General features: G+C 64.4%; 14 protein-coding genes and 3 pseudogenes. 7 read left to right on the top strand and 10 right to left on the bottom strand.

The window, feature by feature from the left end:
* Nucleotides 1–133 precede the first annotated feature (133 nt).
* Nucleotides 134–1,129 (bottom strand): helix-turn-helix transcriptional regulator, encoded by a 996-nt coding sequence (locus BS329_RS01845; RefSeq protein ID WP_076155067.1) that lies wholly within the window; start codon nucleotides 1,127–1,129, stop codon nucleotides 134–136.
* Between the two features lie 63 nt (nucleotides 1,130–1,192).
* On the opposite strand from BS329_RS01845, the gene BS329_RS01840 reads away from it, so the two are divergent.
* Nucleotides 1,193–1,987, top strand: a complete 795-nt coding sequence (locus BS329_RS01840; protein ID WP_143252804.1) for a nuclear transport factor 2 family protein — start codon at nucleotides 1,193–1,195, stop codon at nucleotides 1,985–1,987.
* Nucleotides 1,988–2,253: 266 nt separating this feature from the next.
* Here the strand turns inward: BS329_RS01840 and BS329_RS01835 are convergent, their stop codons facing one another.
* Nucleotides 2,254–2,607, bottom strand: a complete 354-nt coding sequence (locus BS329_RS01835) for a hypothetical protein (protein ID WP_076155063.1) — start codon at nucleotides 2,605–2,607, stop codon at nucleotides 2,254–2,256.
* 517 nt (nucleotides 2,608–3,124) lie between these two features.
* Nucleotides 3,125–3,537 (bottom strand): annotated as a pseudogene (locus BS329_RS01830) (transposase); the annotation flags it as partial.
* Between the two features lie 180 nt (nucleotides 3,538–3,717).
* Here BS329_RS01830 and BS329_RS42320 point away from each other — a divergent pair.
* Nucleotides 3,718–4,065: a hypothetical protein gene (locus tag BS329_RS42320; protein ID WP_143252803.1), complete on the top strand. Its 348-nt coding sequence runs from the start codon at nucleotides 3,718–3,720 to the stop codon at nucleotides 4,063–4,065.
* A 952-nt stretch (nucleotides 4,066–5,017) separates the two neighbouring features.
* On the opposite strand, the gene BS329_RS01825 is transcribed toward BS329_RS42320, so the two are convergent.
* The 7 genes and pseudogenes from BS329_RS01825 to BS329_RS41720 form a co-directional block, all read right to left on the bottom strand.
* Nucleotides 5,018–5,527 carry a hypothetical protein gene (locus tag BS329_RS01825; RefSeq protein WP_076155060.1) on the bottom strand — a complete coding sequence of 170 codons (510 nt, stop codon included), beginning with the start codon at nucleotides 5,525–5,527 and terminating at the stop codon, nucleotides 5,018–5,020.
* A 105-nt stretch (nucleotides 5,528–5,632) separates the two neighbouring features.
* On the bottom strand, nucleotides 5,633–5,788 hold the full coding sequence (locus BS329_RS43755; RefSeq protein WP_167479979.1) for a hypothetical protein: 156 nt from the start codon (nucleotides 5,786–5,788) through the stop codon (nucleotides 5,633–5,635).
* A gap of 1,223 nt (nucleotides 5,789–7,011) precedes the next feature.
* A pseudogene (locus tag BS329_RS44325) lies at nucleotides 7,012–7,134 on the bottom strand (IS5/IS1182 family transposase); the annotation flags it as partial.
* A gap of 255 nt (nucleotides 7,135–7,389) precedes the next feature.
* Nucleotides 7,390–8,760, bottom strand: coding sequence for a flavin monoamine oxidase family protein (locus BS329_RS01810; RefSeq protein WP_143252801.1), 1,371 nt, complete (start codon nucleotides 8,758–8,760; stop codon nucleotides 7,390–7,392).
* A 154-nt stretch (nucleotides 8,761–8,914) separates the two neighbouring features.
* The gene (locus tag BS329_RS01805; RefSeq protein WP_208619127.1) at nucleotides 8,915–9,619 is read right to left on the bottom strand and encodes a phosphatidylserine decarboxylase; all 705 of its coding nucleotides are present in this window, start codon (nucleotides 9,617–9,619) and stop codon (nucleotides 8,915–8,917) included.
* Nucleotides 9,619–9,831, bottom strand: a complete 213-nt coding sequence (locus tag BS329_RS42310) for a hypothetical protein (RefSeq protein WP_143252800.1) — start codon at nucleotides 9,829–9,831, stop codon at nucleotides 9,619–9,621. The genes BS329_RS01805 and BS329_RS42310 overlap by 1 nt, the downstream gene beginning before the upstream one ends.
* Nucleotides 9,824–11,941 carry an SDR family oxidoreductase gene (locus BS329_RS41720; protein ID WP_158075744.1) on the bottom strand — a complete coding sequence of 706 codons (2,118 nt, stop codon included), beginning with the start codon at nucleotides 11,939–11,941 and terminating at the stop codon, nucleotides 9,824–9,826. Before BS329_RS41720 ends, BS329_RS42310 begins: the two co-directional genes overlap by 8 nt.
* 157 nt (nucleotides 11,942–12,098) lie before the next feature.
* Here BS329_RS41720 and BS329_RS45465 point away from each other — a divergent pair.
* The 5 genes and pseudogenes from BS329_RS45465 (at nucleotide 12,099) to BS329_RS01765 (ending at nucleotide 17,008) form a co-directional block, all read left to right on the top strand.
* Nucleotides 12,099–13,253, top strand: a pseudogene (locus tag BS329_RS45465) (IS3 family transposase).
* A 571-nt stretch (nucleotides 13,254–13,824) separates the two neighbouring features.
* Complete coding sequence (locus BS329_RS01780; protein ID WP_076155053.1) at nucleotides 13,825–14,358, top strand: EF-hand domain-containing protein; 534 nt, start codon at nucleotides 13,825–13,827, stop codon at nucleotides 14,356–14,358.
* Nucleotides 14,359–14,388: 30 nt separating this feature from the next.
* The gene (locus tag BS329_RS01775; RefSeq protein ID WP_076155051.1) at nucleotides 14,389–15,480 is read left to right on the top strand and encodes an isocitrate/isopropylmalate family dehydrogenase; all 1,092 of its coding nucleotides are present in this window, start codon (nucleotides 14,389–14,391) and stop codon (nucleotides 15,478–15,480) included.
* Nucleotides 15,477–16,109, top strand: a complete 633-nt coding sequence (locus BS329_RS01770; protein WP_244196993.1) for a cysteine hydrolase family protein — start codon at nucleotides 15,477–15,479, stop codon at nucleotides 16,107–16,109. Before BS329_RS01775 ends, BS329_RS01770 begins: the two co-directional genes overlap by 4 nt.
* Nucleotides 16,076–17,008 (top strand): class I SAM-dependent methyltransferase, encoded by a 933-nt coding sequence (locus BS329_RS01765; RefSeq protein ID WP_244196992.1) that lies wholly within the window; start codon nucleotides 16,076–16,078, stop codon nucleotides 17,006–17,008. Before BS329_RS01770 ends, BS329_RS01765 begins: the two co-directional genes overlap by 34 nt.
* Nucleotides 17,009–17,107: the final 99 nt, after the last annotated feature.

The raw sequence follows: 17,107 nt of genomic DNA, 5'->3' as shown, positions 1-17,107 counted from the left end.
AAACGCCGACAACGAGCCCTGGGCAAACTCACCCCGGTCGAGTTTGAGACCATCTACACCGCCGCGTCAGCGGCCTGAAACACCACATCCCCGGTGTCAACCAAACTCGGGGCAGTCCCTCGATGGCGCGGCGTCAGGGCTGGTGGGGGCTCGTGCCCAGGGTGTAGACGTGATTCATTGCCCGGAGGGTATGGATGATGTGGGCGCGCAGGTTTTCGGGTGCGAGGACTTCGGCATCGGCGCCGAGTTTGAGCAGTTCGGGCAGAGCTGCTTCGACCGACTCGGTGGGGATGGTGATCTGGGTCCAGCCTTGCAGGTCCGGTTCCGTCGCGGTCTGCCGGGCGGCGTGGACCACGGCCGGTTCCAGCAGGTGGGGCAGCAGGTCAAGGCCGTGGGGGGAGACCCGCAGCGTCGCCTGGTGCTGGTGCCGGCGCTGGTCGAAGTGCTCGAGATAGCCACGCCAGTAGCTGGCGAGGGTGAAGTCTTCCACGCGGGCAAAGGATTCAGGGAGTGCGTGCGCGTCGAGGATGCGGGAGATCCGGTAGGTGCGGAACTGGCCCTGGTGGCTGGCCACGAGGTACCAGTGACCGGCTTTGAGGACGAGACCATACGGTTGGGTGATCCGGGTGATCTCGTGCGGTTTCGCCCAGCGCAGGTAGCGGATCTGCAGGGCGTGCTGGTTCCACACGGCGTCGGCGACCACAGCCAGGTGGGGGGTGCGGTCGTCCTCGTGGAACCACGAGGGCGCGTCGAGGTGGAACCGGTCGGCGACGCGGTCGGCGCGGTCACGCAACTCCTCGGGCAGCGCGGCGGCGAGTTTGAGCCGCGCGCCGGTCACCGCGGTCGTGAGGCCTAGCTGGGCGGCCGCCGCGGGCAATCCGGTCAGAAACAACGTCTGGGCTTCGGTGGCGGTCAGACCGGTCAACCGGGTTCGGTAGCCCTCCAGTAAGCGGTAACCACCCTCGTTGCCGGGTTCGCCGTAGATCGGTACGCCTGCCGCGTTCAGCGCTTCCACGTCCCGATAGATGGTCCGTATAGAAACCTCCAGGGTGTCGGCCAGCTGCTGGGCGGTCATCCGGTCCCGTGTCTGCAGCAGCAACAGCAGGGACACCAGGCGGCTGGCGCGCATGACTCGAATTGTGCCCCGCCCCACTGACAGAAGATGTCAGGGAGGCTGGTTAGCGTTTCGGCCATGACCAGCACCACTGACATCGAGCCGTTCGTCAACCGCTACGCCGCCATGTGGAACGAGCCCGACCCTGCTCGGCGCAGTGCGGCCATCGCCGCGCTGTGGGGCGAGGACGGGGTCGAGTTCATCGGTTCCGCCGGCTACCGGGGGCGTGACGCTATCCAGACCCGCGTCGCCGAGGCGCACGAGCAGTTCGTCGCGACCGGCGGATTCCGTTTCGTGGCGGCCCACGACGCCGTACATCACCACGATGCCGTCACCTTCACCGTGCACATGGTTCCCGCCGCCGGCGGTGAACCCGTGTGGGCCGGTGTCGTGTTCGCCCTGCTCGGGGAGGACGGGCGGATCCAGCGCGACTACCAGTTCACCGGCGCCGAGGCAGCCACCCGCGCCGTCGTGACTGGGTTCCTTGCCCGCCTGGCCGAGGGAAAGCCGGAGCAGATCGCCGAGTTGTTCGCCGAGACGGTCGACTGGCAGTTGGACTGGCCGGCCGAAGGACACCCAGCCGTGCCATGGATCAAGCCCCGCTCGACTCGCGCCGAGGTGGCCGACCACTTCCGTGCGCTCAACACATTCCACGTGCCCGACAAGCGTGGCGGAGGTGTGCCCAGGATCCTCGTTGACGGCCCAGACGTCGTGGTGCTCGGCGAGATCCGCCAGACCGTGAAGGCCACCGGCAAAGCCTACATCGCCCGCTGCGCGCTGCACCTCACCATCGACAACGGCCTGATCGCCCGCTACCACGTCTACGAGGACAGTCTCACCGTGGCACAGGCACTCTCCGGCAACGACCTGTAAACCACCGCCATCGCCGGGGCCCGTACCCGGCGATGGCCGAACGCCCGATATGAGCCCATTGAAAGAGCTCATTCACCGTTAAACATCCGCTCATGCCGCTGATCGATCGTTGGCGGTTCGAGCGGAGAGGTTCGGTCGCCGGATGCTCGGGGCCGAAGACCCGCTCGCGGAGGGCTCATGCGCTGGCTTGGGTTTCGTTGTCTCCGCAGGCAGTCGCGTGATCTGTGTCTCCGGGTGGAGAGCCCTCGGCGATCCCGGCGACGACATCACCGGCGGCCACCGCCCCATCGTCGAATTGACGCCTCCGGCATCTTCGCTCCGCTCGAGTCGACGTGCAAGAACAGTGAGATAAGGGCGTTCGCGGGTGTGGAGATCTCTGCGGTCTTGCCGGACGAGGTGATCAAGAAAGCGACCATGGCGTGGCTATGGCAGATGTCGTTGTCAGTCGCTGGTTCAGTGCCCCTGCTGGGAATGAGGCGCTGCAGGCGCGTGTTCGCGCTGACCTTCGCGCGAAGACTGTCCCGGTGATGCGGGGTCTCGCGCAATTCGTCCTGTACTTGCCGACCACAGACGATGATGCCGTCGCGCGACGCGCAGGTCTCAACGTCGGCGTGATCCACGAACTGGGCCAGGGGCGAGGGTCGGTGACACCAACATGGCCGATGATTGCCAAGATCATTGCCAGGTTCGGTCCCAATGAGCATCTTGACTTCTGGCGTCGCCGTTGGGATGCGTCGTTGAGCGAGGCGATGGCCGACGAAGAAATTCGGAAGGACTCTCCCGGGCCACAGCTGTGCCTTCGGCCTGGTCCGGCCGCTGAGAGGCCGGTGCATGCCCGACTGCGCACCACCTCCGACCGTGCCGATCGCGGTCGGGTACCCACTCGCGGCGGCCGGGCCGCTAACCACGGCCCGTCCGAGGTCGCGACCGCGGCACCACTTTTTTGCTCGGCGGCCACGGTCGATTTCGGCTCGGCGGCGACGCAGCGTCTCGCTCGGCGGTATCGGTCAACGCCGCGGGCCCGCTGGGGCGTCAGTGCATGGATTTCACCCGAATCAGCGCTCTTCAACTGCGGCTGCTGCACTGCGGAGTCCATGGCCACCTTTCGCAGCACGAGATCGCGCAGCCGTACTCGGTCAGCACGGCACAGATCGGCTCGACCCCGAACCGGTCTTTATGTTCCGTGATGAACGTTACGAGTGTGGCAGTCGAGGGTCGAGCTCCCTCGCGAAGAAAGCCGACGCGGCTTTCAAAATCTCATTGGCCCGACGTAATTCCGCGACCTCCCGGCGCAGCCGCTTCAACTCCTCGGACTCTTCGCTCGTCGCTCCCGGCCGGGCCCCGGCGTCGACCTCGACCTGTCGCACCCACTTGCGCAACGTCTCACTCGACACGTTCACCTTCGCTGCGACCGAGCAGATCGCCTCCCACTGCGACGAATACTGCTCTACCTGCTCCAACACCAACGCGACAGCGCGTTCCCGCACCTCAGCGGATACCTGGGCCTCCGGGTCATGATCCACATCCTCACTCACACGAGGAGCCTCCATCAAACCCGGGGCGGTTCAGAGACGTCGTTGTGCAGCACGTTGGCGGTTCGGGTGACGGGCGGGCGTTCATAGACCATGAGTCCCACGGGGGCGGGCAAGTCCTCGGGGTGAAGGCGGTAGTCGGCCACAAGAACAACTACCATGTTCGGCACTAGTGACCAGGCGGTGTGGGAGAGCACGATGACTGACAGCGAAGACCGTTTCGACGGGCGAATCGCTGAAGTATTTCGGGACGGTCGACTCGAAGGATATCTTCAAGTTGTCGTCCCAGAAATGAAAAAGCCGCCTTGGTATAGGCGGGGACCCGTTATTCAGCATGTCGAAGTCCTCTTTGCTCGCCCCGATAAATCCGAGCCGAACGGCTGGCGCTATGAAGATCGAGTCGACACTGGACCCGACGCCGCAGCAGGGGAAGAACTGAATTCAGGAGAGCTGGAGTGGTATGGCGAAGATTTTGACCTGATCGAGTTAGGTGGCGAGAAAGCAGAGCGGATCCAGCGAGATATATTCGGGGATCGAAAAGCCTGACTGTCGTCAGAACATGGATCCATATGATGCCACCCGGCGATTCGTGGTGGCGACCTAGTGCAACGTTCGAGGATTTCGTGCGTTCTGACGGTCGGTTCGATCCTGCTTAATCCGGAATGTCCAGAAGAGTACAGGTTGTAGGTGTGTCTTGTCGGCGTGTCGCCGCCGAAGGATTCACCAGCTTGGTACTTCTTGCGTACGGCTTTGCGCTCCCTGCCTTGGCTGGGAGCGCAAAGCCGTCACCGGCGCTGACAAGGGTTTAGTTGCGGTGTGGAACGGCCGAGTAAAGCCCGCGTGCCCATGGTCCAGCGCGGGGATGACACCGCCGAACTTATGCAAAGCTCATCTCGCTGCCACTCGGGGGCGACCTTCTGTACCTTCCGCGCGGACATGAGCAAATATGACCCGGCAACCAGGTGCTCCGCATGACGTGATCACCCGAGCGGCTCGCGTTCGCGCTACTTGATCACTCGCCGCTCCAGCGGATCGCCATCTATCGCTGCCAGATATGCTTCGGTCGTGCAGTCAGCGCCGTGCGGCATCGGCCATCCCGCCACCGAATCAGGCCACGGCCGAGCCAATGACCATGGCCACGTCGGAGCGAATCGATATGGCCGAACGAGACTGGGCACGGGCCGCGCCGGAGCCAGGCACATACCGCTGAGCCGAACCGAGCACGAGCCGCAGTCCTGCGGAATCAGCTCAATGAGGTTGACCCCGCGCATCCAGCCGAAGGTGTCAGAGAACAGGCGACTAGACTAGGGCTGTCGACGCCGAAGTCCGGCCACGGCTTTGGGTCCGGAGAGTACGCCGGTCTGGTCGCCGCGTTCGTCGACGCGCTTAGCTTCAAGGCCGACACTCTGGTCGGCGCACGTTCCGCCGCGGCCTTGGCCGACTTCACCGGCATCGACATTAGCACCGCCTTCAGTGGAGCCGATGGGCATAAAGCTGGTCAGGCGTTCGTTGCCCGGTGATCGAGGTATTCGATGCTGCATCCGTCCAGTCGTCGCTCGGCGTCCGACGCGTGGGCCGAGCAGAGCGAGCCCGTCACTCCGTCGCGATCGGTGGCGATCGCCGCGGCTGGTTCCGCGCAGGGGGTGTGCAGCCGGTCGTAGTCCCAGGAGTTGTCACAGCCTGTGGCGGTACACCAAGCCCGGTCTCCGAGCGAGTGGAGGGTGACGCCGTGGACAGGGCAGATGCCCCAGGGGACGTCGCATAGATGGGGATCGCGGGCCACTCGGACGCGGGTCAGGTACGCGGCGGTCCTGGCGATCTCGGTGGTGTAGTCGGCCAGATCGTGGGTGGCTTTGTTCATCGGCCGCGCGAGCCGTTGCAAGTGCCCGTCGTCCGCGGCCTCCAGTCGAGCGGCCATTTCCGCGGTCCGCTCGGCGAGAGCGTCGGCCTCGGCGGCCAGGGTCCGTAGTTCGGCCGGGACGGGTTCCGGTGTCGTCGGCTCAGGCATCGTGGTCCTCGCAGGTGCGGTGGAGAAGGAAGTGTTCGGAGGAAGAAGGTGGCCCCGGTCCGGGTGAAACGCGGACCGGGGCCGTCGGTTCGCACGGCGAGTGGCTCAGAACCAGTGGGCGCGGCCGCCCACCTTGCGTCCCGTGCTGCCGAGAATCGCGAGAACCACGCCCACGACGGCGAGAACGGCACCGATGGTGGTCAGCACGGGAATGCCGACGACCAGGCCGATCACGAGAATGATGACTCCGAGCACGATCATGGTGATTCAACCTCCTGGAGCGGCCGAAACGAATCTTCAGCCACGATGGGAACTGGGCTGGTAGTGCCCGCGCCGGCGTCTCGTCAAACGCCGCCGACCGGTTTTTTTCTTCTGTACCGGGAAACTGGGGACATGTAGTCGTGACCGACGCGCGCCGAATCTCATGGTTGAGGTCCGCAGTTCGTGGGTAGGTCCCGTGAGTCGCCGTGAATTATCGCCGGAGGAAACGTAGTGGTGTTCCGCAGGAAAGTAACCATGCCCGTTGGTGATCTCGAGCGGGCGGAGGCAGTTCTGGTTGCTCGAGGTGTCAGCCGTGAGCGGGCTGGTGGCGAACTGAGGGAGATGGCGCGTCGTCGGCACATCTCGCTGTCACGCTGCGCGGCTTTGGTGGCGTCGACCGGCTAAGTACCGCGGTCGACGTGACCTCGCCCCAGGAGCAAGGGCTACCCAGTCGGGCTATATCGCGACCCTTCTCACGGTCGGCGACCGTGAGGCTGGTCCTGTCGTCGTGGTGGAGTATCACGCGGAAGGCTGCCGCGGCCGGGTATTCGTGCGGACTCATCCGACGCTCGCCTTGACGGACACCTTCCTGCGGACGTGACTGTCCGCTCATGCCGATGAGCGGACTGATCGGCTCAAGTGTGGTTACAGCTAACCATCGAAGTCTGCTCAGAACGCTACCGAGTGGGTTGATATTTCGCGGTTCGGGTCAGTGCCGGTTCCTGCGCTCTGCGCGCGGAGGCAAGATTGGAATACTGGGTCGGTGGATCACCACCCCGACGTGTCGCCGGACAGCGGTAGGGGTTGGCGGTGACGACGCCCAGGCCGGCGATCAGTATGGCGGATATGGGGCGCGCCAGCGGCTCTCGTACAAGCACCTGAACCTGCAAGTCACCCTCGACGAGCGCGTCCGACAGGTCATGATCTACCAGCCGCGCCGGGTCGTCGACGCCCTGGACCACATGTTCGGGAAACCAGCGCTGGACGGTTTCGGCGACGCATCGATCTAGCCGAGTAACTGGTCGACCTCGAACTTCGGGCTCTTGGAGCCAGACACGGATGCGGATTCTGCTGGTTGGCAAGACCTGAGTTGTACCTCTGCGAGGGCCGTCGGCGTAGCCGGGGGTCGTTTCGGGCAGGTTGACGGTAGTCGCGTAGGCCACGGTTGGTAGGGGCATCGCGCGCCGCCTCGCCGTCCAGACGGTATTCGGGGCGCCGACGAGGTCGGCAAGGACCTGCATATTCACCGAACACCGATAGTTCTTGCTGGAGGCGGACCTGCTGCGGTCGTGGGTGGGCACCAGCGTGCCGTCCACGATCAGCACCGTGTCCGGGCTGTGTCTCCGCGGGGATCAGGTCACCGGCCGTGTCATGACAACCGTGTAAGCGGTGCGGGGTTCCAGCGGAACGTTGAGCAGAACGCGCACCTCGTCGGGGTCTGTCAACGTACGTTTTACAGTCCCGGTAATGGGCCGCGGCGACGAGCTGCTGCTGGCTCGAGTACCGATATCCTGGGGTATCTGTGTTCGGCTTTCGCTTACACTCAGCATGGCTGTGTCGGTGATCTGCGAGCAGCCTTCTGCGTGTCCACGAACGTCCTGTCATGCCGCGTTGAGGATTGCTTTAAGCTCCGCAGCGACCTTCTCGCCCGATTCGGCCGCACCGTCGATGTAGCCCGCCCAGCGGGTCGCGGTCTCGGTGCCGGCGAAGTGGATCGGCCCGACCGGCTCGCGTAGCGCGGTCCCGTACCTGGTCAGCATCTCTGGCTGAGCGAACCCGCCGTAACACCCGCCACTGAACTCCTCGGCACACCAATCCATTTCGAGGTAATCGACAGCGTCGTAGGCCTTTGGCCCGAAGTAGCCGGCCAGGTCATCGAAGACCAGCTGGCGACGCGTGTCGGCTGACATCGCCGCGGTCGCTTTGGCGTGTTTACCTTCCAAAAGTCCAAGGAGCACGGCGGGCGAGCCCGTATGTGGGGTGTTGTCATACACCGAACTCAGTGCACGGACGTCGCTGTTTGCCTGGCCGGACAGTCCGGTCTCGCGCCAGAATGGCGTCTCGTAGATCACGTTGACCTTCAGGACGGACCCCATCGGCATGCTCGCGATGAGTGCATTGCGCGCGGGCGGCATAGGAGGTGTCATGGCGATGCTTCCGGCGAGTGCCGGCGGAACGGTGAGCACAACCCGACCTGCTGTGAACCTGCGACCATCCCGGGTCGTGACCACAACCCGTTCGCCGGACCAGTCGATTGCGGCGACCGCAGCGTTGAGCGTGACCGCGTCGCCGAGGCGTTCGGCGAGCCGGATGCTGATCAGCTGCGCACCGCCGACGACACGGGCATGCTGGGCTCCTTCGCGCGTGGTGATGAGTGCGTCCAGGCCACCCGCCGATCCGAGATAGAATATAGCCCATAACGCCGACATATCCTCCGGTTCGGCACAGAAGACGGTCTCGGTCACAATTCGGAAGAACTCTCTACCGCTCTTGGTTTTAACGTTGCGGGCGATCCAGTCGGCGAACGTCTGCCGGTCGTACATGCCAGCGTTCCGGCTCTTCCACGGCGCGTCGGTGACCACCTTCTTGGCCGCACGATCCAGCTTCAGTTGGGCGAGTCCGATGTTGATCAGTGTGCACGCGCCCAGCCATGGGATGCGTCCCTCGTACCGGCGCAGGCGGCCGTTGAAGTCGGCGATGTGTTCGCCGCTGTCGTAGGTCGGATACAGCTCGAGACCGAGTTCCGCGATAAGGCCGAGAGCGCGATGCTGAGTCGGACCGATCCATTGGCCGCCCATCTCGATCGCCTGTCCGCCGGAGTTCGGTATCTCGCGATCAACGGTGCGGCCGCCGACCCGATCGCGGCCCTCGAGGACCGCCACGTGATATCCGGATTCGCGCAATCGCATCGCCGTAACCAACCCCGCTACACCGGCGCCAACGACGATCACCTCCACCGAGTGCTGTGCCACGGCCGGTTCCTGCCTTCTGGTTCGCGAAGTCGTCAAGATCTCGCTTGGTCACGATGAACAGCGGCCAGGGCTGCTCCGCGAACGTGCGGCAAACGGGCGCCGGGCGCTTTTCGGTTCCGAGCACAAGAATACCGGGCGCAATGGACTGCGACCTTCACTGTCCGGTGTGGATGGTCGCGAGTACTGTCTCGCCCGCGAACACGTACTGTCCAGGTTGGACGAGAATCGTGTCGACGAGGACGTCGGGAAGGAATACGTCGCATTGGGAGCCGAACCGGATCAAACCGTACTGCTGCCCGCGCCGTACCGTGTCACCGGCGTCGACTTGGGCGACGATGCGGTTGATCCAGAGGTCGGCGATCTGCGTCACCAGTACCAGCGAGCCGCCGGTATGCCGGATGCCGATCGTCAGCCGCTCGTTGCTCAGCAAGTATCGGCACCCCTGGTCATAGGGTTGACGACGGAACAGCAGGTTCGCCGCCATCCGCGCCATCGACCGGTTGAACGGGTCCGCGGAACGATGCCACCGGTACACCACCTCGCCGCCGAGCGGCGCACGGTTGCGGTGCACGGAACGCTCCGTCATGTACGTGCCGATGAGGTAGCCGCTCTGCTCGACGCCCAGACCGACATGCTCCCTCAAAGGGATCCGTGTATTACCCTTGACCGCGATCGGCACTTGCCCTTGTTCGACCCGCTTGACGTAGGTGACGAAGCCGTCCGCCGCGGCCACCGCCTGCTCCTCGCCCGGCGGGATCTCGCGGGGTGGGTCGCGCAGGAAGTAGGCAAACCGCCAGTACAGAAACGTGCCGACCAGCCCGCAGGCCAGCACCGCCGGTGCCACGACTGCTCTTGGCATCATCGACCCCTGTCGTCCACGATTTCAGCGAGCCGAACGAAGCGCTCGAACAGTTCAGTACGGAACAGTTTGTCGATGAGGAACGCTACGGCGCCGACCGACCAGCACAGCGCGTAGAACACCAGCCCGAGTACAAAATTGCCGAAATCGCGGACGAGCGTCCCGATCATGTACATCCGGCCGCTGTCGAGGAAACGCGGCTCGCTAGACATGCGGTGCGCCCGCCTCTGTGCGCACATCCCGGAATTCGACGTTGCCCAGGTACATCTGCATGAGTCGGCGGTTGTCACACCAGGACGAATCGTGGTCAGCCGGCAGCACGTCCGGTGGCGCGTTGGTGACCCGGATCAGCTCGTCGATGTTCTCCGCCAGTACGGTGCGGACTCGGTCCGGGTGCACCAGCCTGGTCGCCTCCGCCTTGAACTCGGTCCAGTCAGCGGTCCGCAGGCCGAGCAGGTCGGCGAGCAGCTGGTTGTCGTACGGCGTCGGGTTGCGCGGCAGTAACCGCGGCAGTGGCGAGTGCCGTATCGCGTTCGTGGTCAGCAAGTCCGCGAGCACGTCGACCGGGATGTAACCCATGCCCGGGCCGTCCCAAATCACGCCGATGCTGCGGGCGATTTCGATGATGCGCCACCAGCTGTAATACCGCCCGGGATCGAGCCCGACGGTGGTCGACCCCAGGACATAAGGTGCCTCACAGAGCGTGACCGAAAACGCGCCGTCCCGCGCAAGCCAGCCCAGCAACCGGCTGTTGACCCATTTCATCTGCACGTACCCCGAATACCACCACGAGTCGGGGCGCAGGAAGTCGGCCGGACGCCGGTAGAAGTACGACCCGACGCTGCCCAGATAGGTTACGTGCTTGCGCCTGGCCTCGCCGGCGAACTGCAGAACGCGCAGCAGGCCCTTCACCCAGGCATCGCGTAAATCAAGGTAGCCAACCGTGTAGTCCGTGGAGCTGGCGCACGTGAAGACCAGGTCCACCTTCTCCGCGAGCACCTCATACCGTCGCGGCGGCAAGCCGAAACAAGTCTTGGTCGGATCCGCGTCCAACGCCTCGATCTTGCCGCGGTCGAAATCGGCCACCCGGTACTGGTCCAGCGTCTGCGCCAGGCGCTGCTCCGGTGTGTGTTCCGCAGTCGCGCGTACGATGACGAACACCGTCCGGATGCCGGGCTCCCGCGATAACCGCGCTACCAGATGCGCGCCAACGAACCCGTTGCCACCCAGCACAAGCGCGACCTCGCTACCTGCTGCGGGCAGCCCGGCCATCCGTTCCCGTGCCTCCGACGCCACCACAGGACGTAGCGCCGTGGCGTCCCCCCTGCTGAGAGCATCGACATCGGCGAACTTCCCGTTGAACAACAAGGACGGGCAATCAACACTCAACACGGAGTTCTCGGTTTCCTTCGGGGTTTTGACCGCCCCTCGCGATTGCACGGAGAACCCGAGTCTCCCCAAACCGGCGGCCTCGGCTGCCTCAAGATTGTCGACCGCCCCCGCCAAGGCCTGAGCTCCCTGGCCAGCTTTGCGCATGACAGCAAGGGCGGAGCGTGCCAATTCGGCGTAAGTCTCCACAGTTGCCTGATCTGTCTCGTGTTCTCCACTTGCGATCGCTGTCGCTGTTTCCTGAGTCGTCTGCCGAAGAGTGTCGATGGCCAGCAGAGTACTTTCGCGCAGCACCTCGGCTTTCACGCCCTGATCGAGTACGTAGGTCGCCGACTCGACGTAGGCACTGAGCGCCGCGGTGAAGAAGCCACCGGCCAGTCCGACATTCAGCACGCTAGCGGCCGCCACCTGATCGGAGATGTGACGCGACGCCCCGGCCAGACTCAAAAGCATTTGCTCATGCCTCGACCAAGCGGCCGACGAGCCTGAAAAGACAATCATCGCCTCGGACGAGCCGATGTCCCGGGGAAAGCAGCCGATAACTCCGTCCAGATACTCGACACGTCGCTGTACCGCCCAGCGTTCCAGCTCCTCGGCTTCCTCGGGCCCGCCGCTGGCGAGGTTGACTAGCACGGTCTCCTGCCAACCGGTGACGGGCTCGAGCACCGTGCGCGTGACACCGTAGGTCGACATACAGGCCAGCACCAGACTTGATGACCGTACCGCGTCACCGACAGACCGCGCTGGGCTGATGTTGTCGCCGGCAAGCGCTTCCGCCCGCGCGGGAGTACGATTCCAGACCATTACCGAATAACCGCTGGCGGCAAGGGCCCGCGCGAGAGCGGTGCCCATCGCTCCGCAGCCAATGACCGCGGCGTCGTGACTAGCGGATGCACCGTCGGGTTCGGTCACTGCAATCTCCAGCATCGTCATGGGGTATGTGCAGAATTCCAGCCGCCTCAACTCATGCTTACACAACGTTATCGTCGTAAATGGCCGAAACACACCGCCAACCGGATTGGCGTTGTCCTCAGATGACGGACTCGGGTTTTGTGGAGTCGAGGGCTTGTCGTCTGGAAGGCTGTCGATCATGCCGAAGGCTTATCCCGCTGAGTTCCGGGCTCGGGCGGTCGCTCTGGTCCGGGCTGGCAAGTCGATCCGGGAGACCGCACGTGAGCTTGAGATCAGCGAGTCCTGCCTGCACAACTGGGTTAAGCAGGACCGCATTGACCACGGTGAACGTCCCGGGCTGAGCAGCGCAGCGCACGCGGACCTGGCGGCCGCGAAGCGCCGGATCCGGCAGCTGGAGACCGAGCTGGAGGTCCTGCGCGAGGCCTCGAAGATCTACGAGGAGCTGAACGGCGACCCACAAGGGCGTTCCCGGTAGTCGCCCGGCTCGCGGAGCGAGGACTACTGGTCAAGCTGGCCTGCCGGCTGCTGGAGGTGAGTCATCCCGGGTTCTACGAGTGGTGATCGAGGCCGACGCCGCCGGCGGCGTTGCGCCGGGAGTGGCTGACCGGGGTGATCATCGAGATCCATGCCCGCTCCCGCGGCACCTACGGCGCTCCAGGGGTGCACGCCGAACTTCGGCTGGGGATGGGCATCATGGTCAGCCGTAAGATGGTCGCGAAACTCATGCGGGCGGCCGGGCTGGCCGGGATTCCGCGACGGCAGACCCGCGGGAACCCCAAGATCGAGGGTCCGCAGCGAGGACTTGGTCAATCGGAATTTCCTGCGCACCCAACCCAATGTGCTGTGGGTGTGCGACATCACCGAGCATCCCACCTGGGAAGGGAAGCTCTACTGCTGCGCGGTGCTGGACGCGTTCAGCCGCAAGATTGTGGGCTGGTCTATCGAAAGCAGTCAGAACACCGCCCCCTCGTGAACGCCCTGGAGATGGCACTCAGCAACCGGAATCCTGATCCTGGCACCGTCTTTCACTCCCGACCACGGCGTGCAATTCACGTCCTGGACCTTCACCAACCGAGTCAAGGTCGCCGGGCTGATGCCTTCGCTCGGAACCGTCGGCGACGGATACGACAACGCGATGATGGAGTCGTTCCGGTCGAAGATGCAGACCGAACTTCTCGACCGAAGAAAATGGAAAACCCGGACCGAACTGGCCAACGAGATCTTCCAGTACCTCGTCGGTTCGAGCCAGACCCGGCCCACAAGATCAATATCGCTGCCGACCTGCGGGGATGTTGATCCTTCGGTGGCAATTTCGCCTCGGCGTCAATCGTGACTGGACTCCGTTCAAGTCCGCGTAGGCCGAGCACTAGTCGTTTGTCCAGGCTTGATTCGACGCCTTTCGCGAGGTTGAACAGTCGAAGCGGGCGCGACTGGGAACACGTTGGTGGCCTGATACCAGGGCCGTGTCGTCACGGACCGTCAGCACCGCCGCCGGACCAGGTTCCTGCGGGGCGTGTCCGAGATCGTGGGCAGGCTGGGAGGGCGTGCTTCGACGGGACTTCGGCGAACTTCCCGTGGACTACCTCTTGTCGACGACGTTTCAGGAGCAGAGGAACGGTGTCACGTTCGGTCGCGATCCGGGACTCGTTGAGGGGTCGGTGCGGGCCGCGGGATGGATGCCGTGACACGTCACGGAAGACAGAGAGTAGTTCCGCGACGTGTCTTCACGACGACGATCCGTGGGCAACGGGCATTCAGGCGGTTTGCGAGTACTCGGCTACTTTCATGCTTTACGGTGCCTTCGTGCCCGTTGTCTTTACTTCGGTATCACCGCTGGCATAGTCGAGAACGAAATTTCGTCTCCTCCGTGCCTGGTGCCGATCCGAGTGAAAGATGGTCTCTTGATGCAAAAGGATGCCCTCGACCGCGTCGCCCTCATCTTCACCTTGTTCGACCACAACGGAAACGGGCATCTTGAAGCCGAAGACTTCGAGATCATGGCGGCCGACGTCGTGAAAGCGGCCCCTGACTCCGACGAGACGGCCAAAGACGCGATGCGGACGGCCTTCCAGCGATATTGGGAGACCCTGGTCGACGAACTAGATTCCGACCGCGACGGCGAGATCACGTTCGACGAGTACACCGCCGTGGTGCTGTCACCGGAACGGTTCGACGCGACCATCAGCGACTTCGCCGAGTCGCTCGCCGCGCTGGGCGACCCGGACGGGGACGGTCTCATCGAACGACCCGTCTTTGTGGCTCTCATGACGGCGATCGGCTTCGAACGGGCCAACATCGACGCCCTTTTCGACGCCTTCGGCCCATCGGCTTCGGACCAGATCACCGTGTCCACCTGGGTCAAGGGAATCAAGGACTACTACAGCCCCACGAAAACCGGCATCGCCGGCGACCATCTGGTCAGCGGCGCCACGGTCTGAGCCCGGCATCCGAGCAGGAGAGGAAGCACGGTGGACCCCACCATTGGCCTCGCCGTCGGACGAGGCACCGGGCCGGAACTCGCGAACGTCTTCGAACGCGTCCTGACCACTCTCGCGAGAACCTCCTCGGCGACCATCCGCATCGCGCGTTCGCCCAGGTTTTATCACTCGTACTTCTCCCTCAAGGCCGAAACGGACGAGATCGAGAAGATTTCCGAGCTGACCCGGCAAGACGCCGACCACTATGAGCGGTTCTGCCGGACGCAAGCCCGGCTGGGTACCACCGCCGTCTTCCGCACGGCGATCAACGCCCAGTCGCTGTATCTGGTCCGTGAACGTCTGCAGGCGGTGAAGTTCGACCTCATCGCCGACCAGGACTCGTCGCTTCTTCTGGTTCGTGACGAAGCACAAGGCTTCTACACCGGGGAAAACAGCCATACCCCCGGGCTCGTCGACCGCAGGATGAAGTTCAGCAAGGACGTCACCGAAAAGGTCATCGCCGCCGCGCTGGAGCGGGCGCGCCGGCAGTGGCCCGGCGAGCAGGTGGAACGCGTTGTCATGGCCTACAAGTTCCACCTCCTCGACGGTGTTCTCGGCGACTGGGTGACGGAGATCGCCGCGCGACACGGAGTGGAGATCGACCTGGCCCAGCCCGATACCGTCAACCGCAACCTCATCGAACTCGGCCTGCCTTCGCGTTCCGTCGTCATCGGGAGCAACGAATGGGCCGACATCATGCACGTCGTCCTGCTGGACCGGCTGGGCTCCGAACGCCAGGAGAACCGCTACACCGAGAACGTGTTCCTGCATCCCCACGTCGCCGGGCTGACCGAGTACCAGACCGTCCACGGTTCCGCCGACGACCTGGCGGGCCTGGACATCGTCAACCCGGTGGCGACCATCCGGGCCGCGGCGGCGATCGCGGAACGGCACGCCGGCTGCGCCGACGCGATCCGGACCACGGAAACCGCGCTCGACACCGTCGGAAGCCGCGGCATCACCACCCCGGATCTCGGTGGGCGCCATTCCACCACGGAAGTGGTGGACGCGGTGGTGGAGCTGCTGAGCTTTTCCGGCGACGACGACAGGCCCGTCGGCTCGGTGCTGGCAGTGGACGCTTGACCGGCACCGCACTGATCGTCATGGACCTGCAGAACGACTTCTGCATCGGCCCGGCCGTCGCGTCGAGGTACGCGGGCAGGCAGTCCTTGGTGGACATGGCGGTGATGGGTACCGCACGGGCGTTGGACGTGGCGAGGACTCTCGGTGTGGAGGTGATCTTCGTTCGTTTCCACGGGGACATCGAGTATCAGGGCCTGAGCTGGCGGGACCGGGACTTGAACCTCGGGAAGCGCCCCAAATGCCGCGCGGGCACTTGGGGCGCCGAATTTCACGGGGTTTCACCCGTCCCCGGTGAACGTGTTTTCACCAAACAGGCCCGCTTCGACGCCTTCCTCACCGATGGCTTCGAAGAACACCTCATCCGCGGCGGAGTGGGCCATTTGGTGTTCGCGGGTCTCTATACCGACGTCTGCGTGGACTCCACGGCGCGGACGGCTTTCCAGCAAGGCTTCCACGTGACCGTCCTGACCGACTGCACGACCAGTCTCCACCTGCCGGACGACACGATCCGGCGTTTCATGCACACCGTCTACGGCGCCCGCCTGCGCATCCTCGATGATCCGGAAACCTGGTCCCCGCCTGGGAGGCGAGAAGATTGGCCGACACGAAGCAGGACAGCGGCGCCATAGAACGCGGTGTCGGCCGTACCGCGCTCATGGTCGCCGCCGCCCGTGCGATCGAAACCCACCGGCCGGACTCGCTCGCCCGGGACGACTACGCGGAACACTTCGTACGCGCCGCCTCTAGCTGTGGCAACTGGCCACTGCGACCGGACCAGGTGGCCGGCGGGGACGCCGATCCGCTCTGGGGCAGGCTCGGTCGGTATTTCGGTCTGCGCACCAGGGTCCTGGACGACTTCGTCATCCGGTCGGCGCGGGCCGGAGGACGTCAAGTCGTGCTCCTCGGAGCGGGCCTGGACTCACGCGCCTTCCGGCTCGACTGGCCCCCTGGCTGTGTGGTGTTCGAACTCGACCGGGAGCCGGTGCTCGATTTCAAGCAGGAAGTCCTCCACAAGCTGGGAGCTGAACCGAAAACACGGCGCGTGCCGATCGCGGGTGACGTGCGCGACGAGTGGGCGACGAGCCTGATCACGGCCGGGTTCGATCCCGCGATACGGTCCATCTGGCTTGCCGAAGGCCTGATGTTGTACTTGCCGAGCACCGCCGAACAGCAGATCGTCCGCACTGTGGACGAGCTGAGCGTCTCCGGCAGCGCCATGGCTTTCGAAGTCAAACTCGGCCCAGAGCGTCCCGAAGTCCGTGCGAACGCCGTGTACTCCTCGGCGAAACACTGGATCGGGGTCGACCTGCTCGGCCTGTTCGACCGGGAACCACGTCCCGAATCCGCAGGACATCTCGAGAGCCGAGGGTGGTCTCTTGAGGTCAAGACCCCTTTCGACTTCACTCGCGAGTTCGGACGCGGTCCGCAGCCGGAGCCAGACGACGCACTGGCAAGCAACAGGTGGATCTTCGCGAGCAAGCCGATCCGCGAGTTGGACACGGTCACGAGTAAGGCGCGAACCGGGTGAGTGATACCGAGCCCATGAGACAGCTCGACCACGATGGCCGTCGAATCGGCGTTCGCCGAAGCTCGAAATCCGGCAAGTCGAACAATACTTCGGGATATC

Origin of the sequence: Amycolatopsis coloradensis, assembly GCF_001953865.1 — a bacterium.
GTDB classification, from domain to species: Bacteria; Actinomycetota; Actinomycetes; order Mycobacteriales; family Pseudonocardiaceae; genus Amycolatopsis; species Amycolatopsis coloradensis.
Note: the sequence above shows the minus strand (reverse complement) of the source record. Positions and strands in the feature narration are given on the sequence as shown.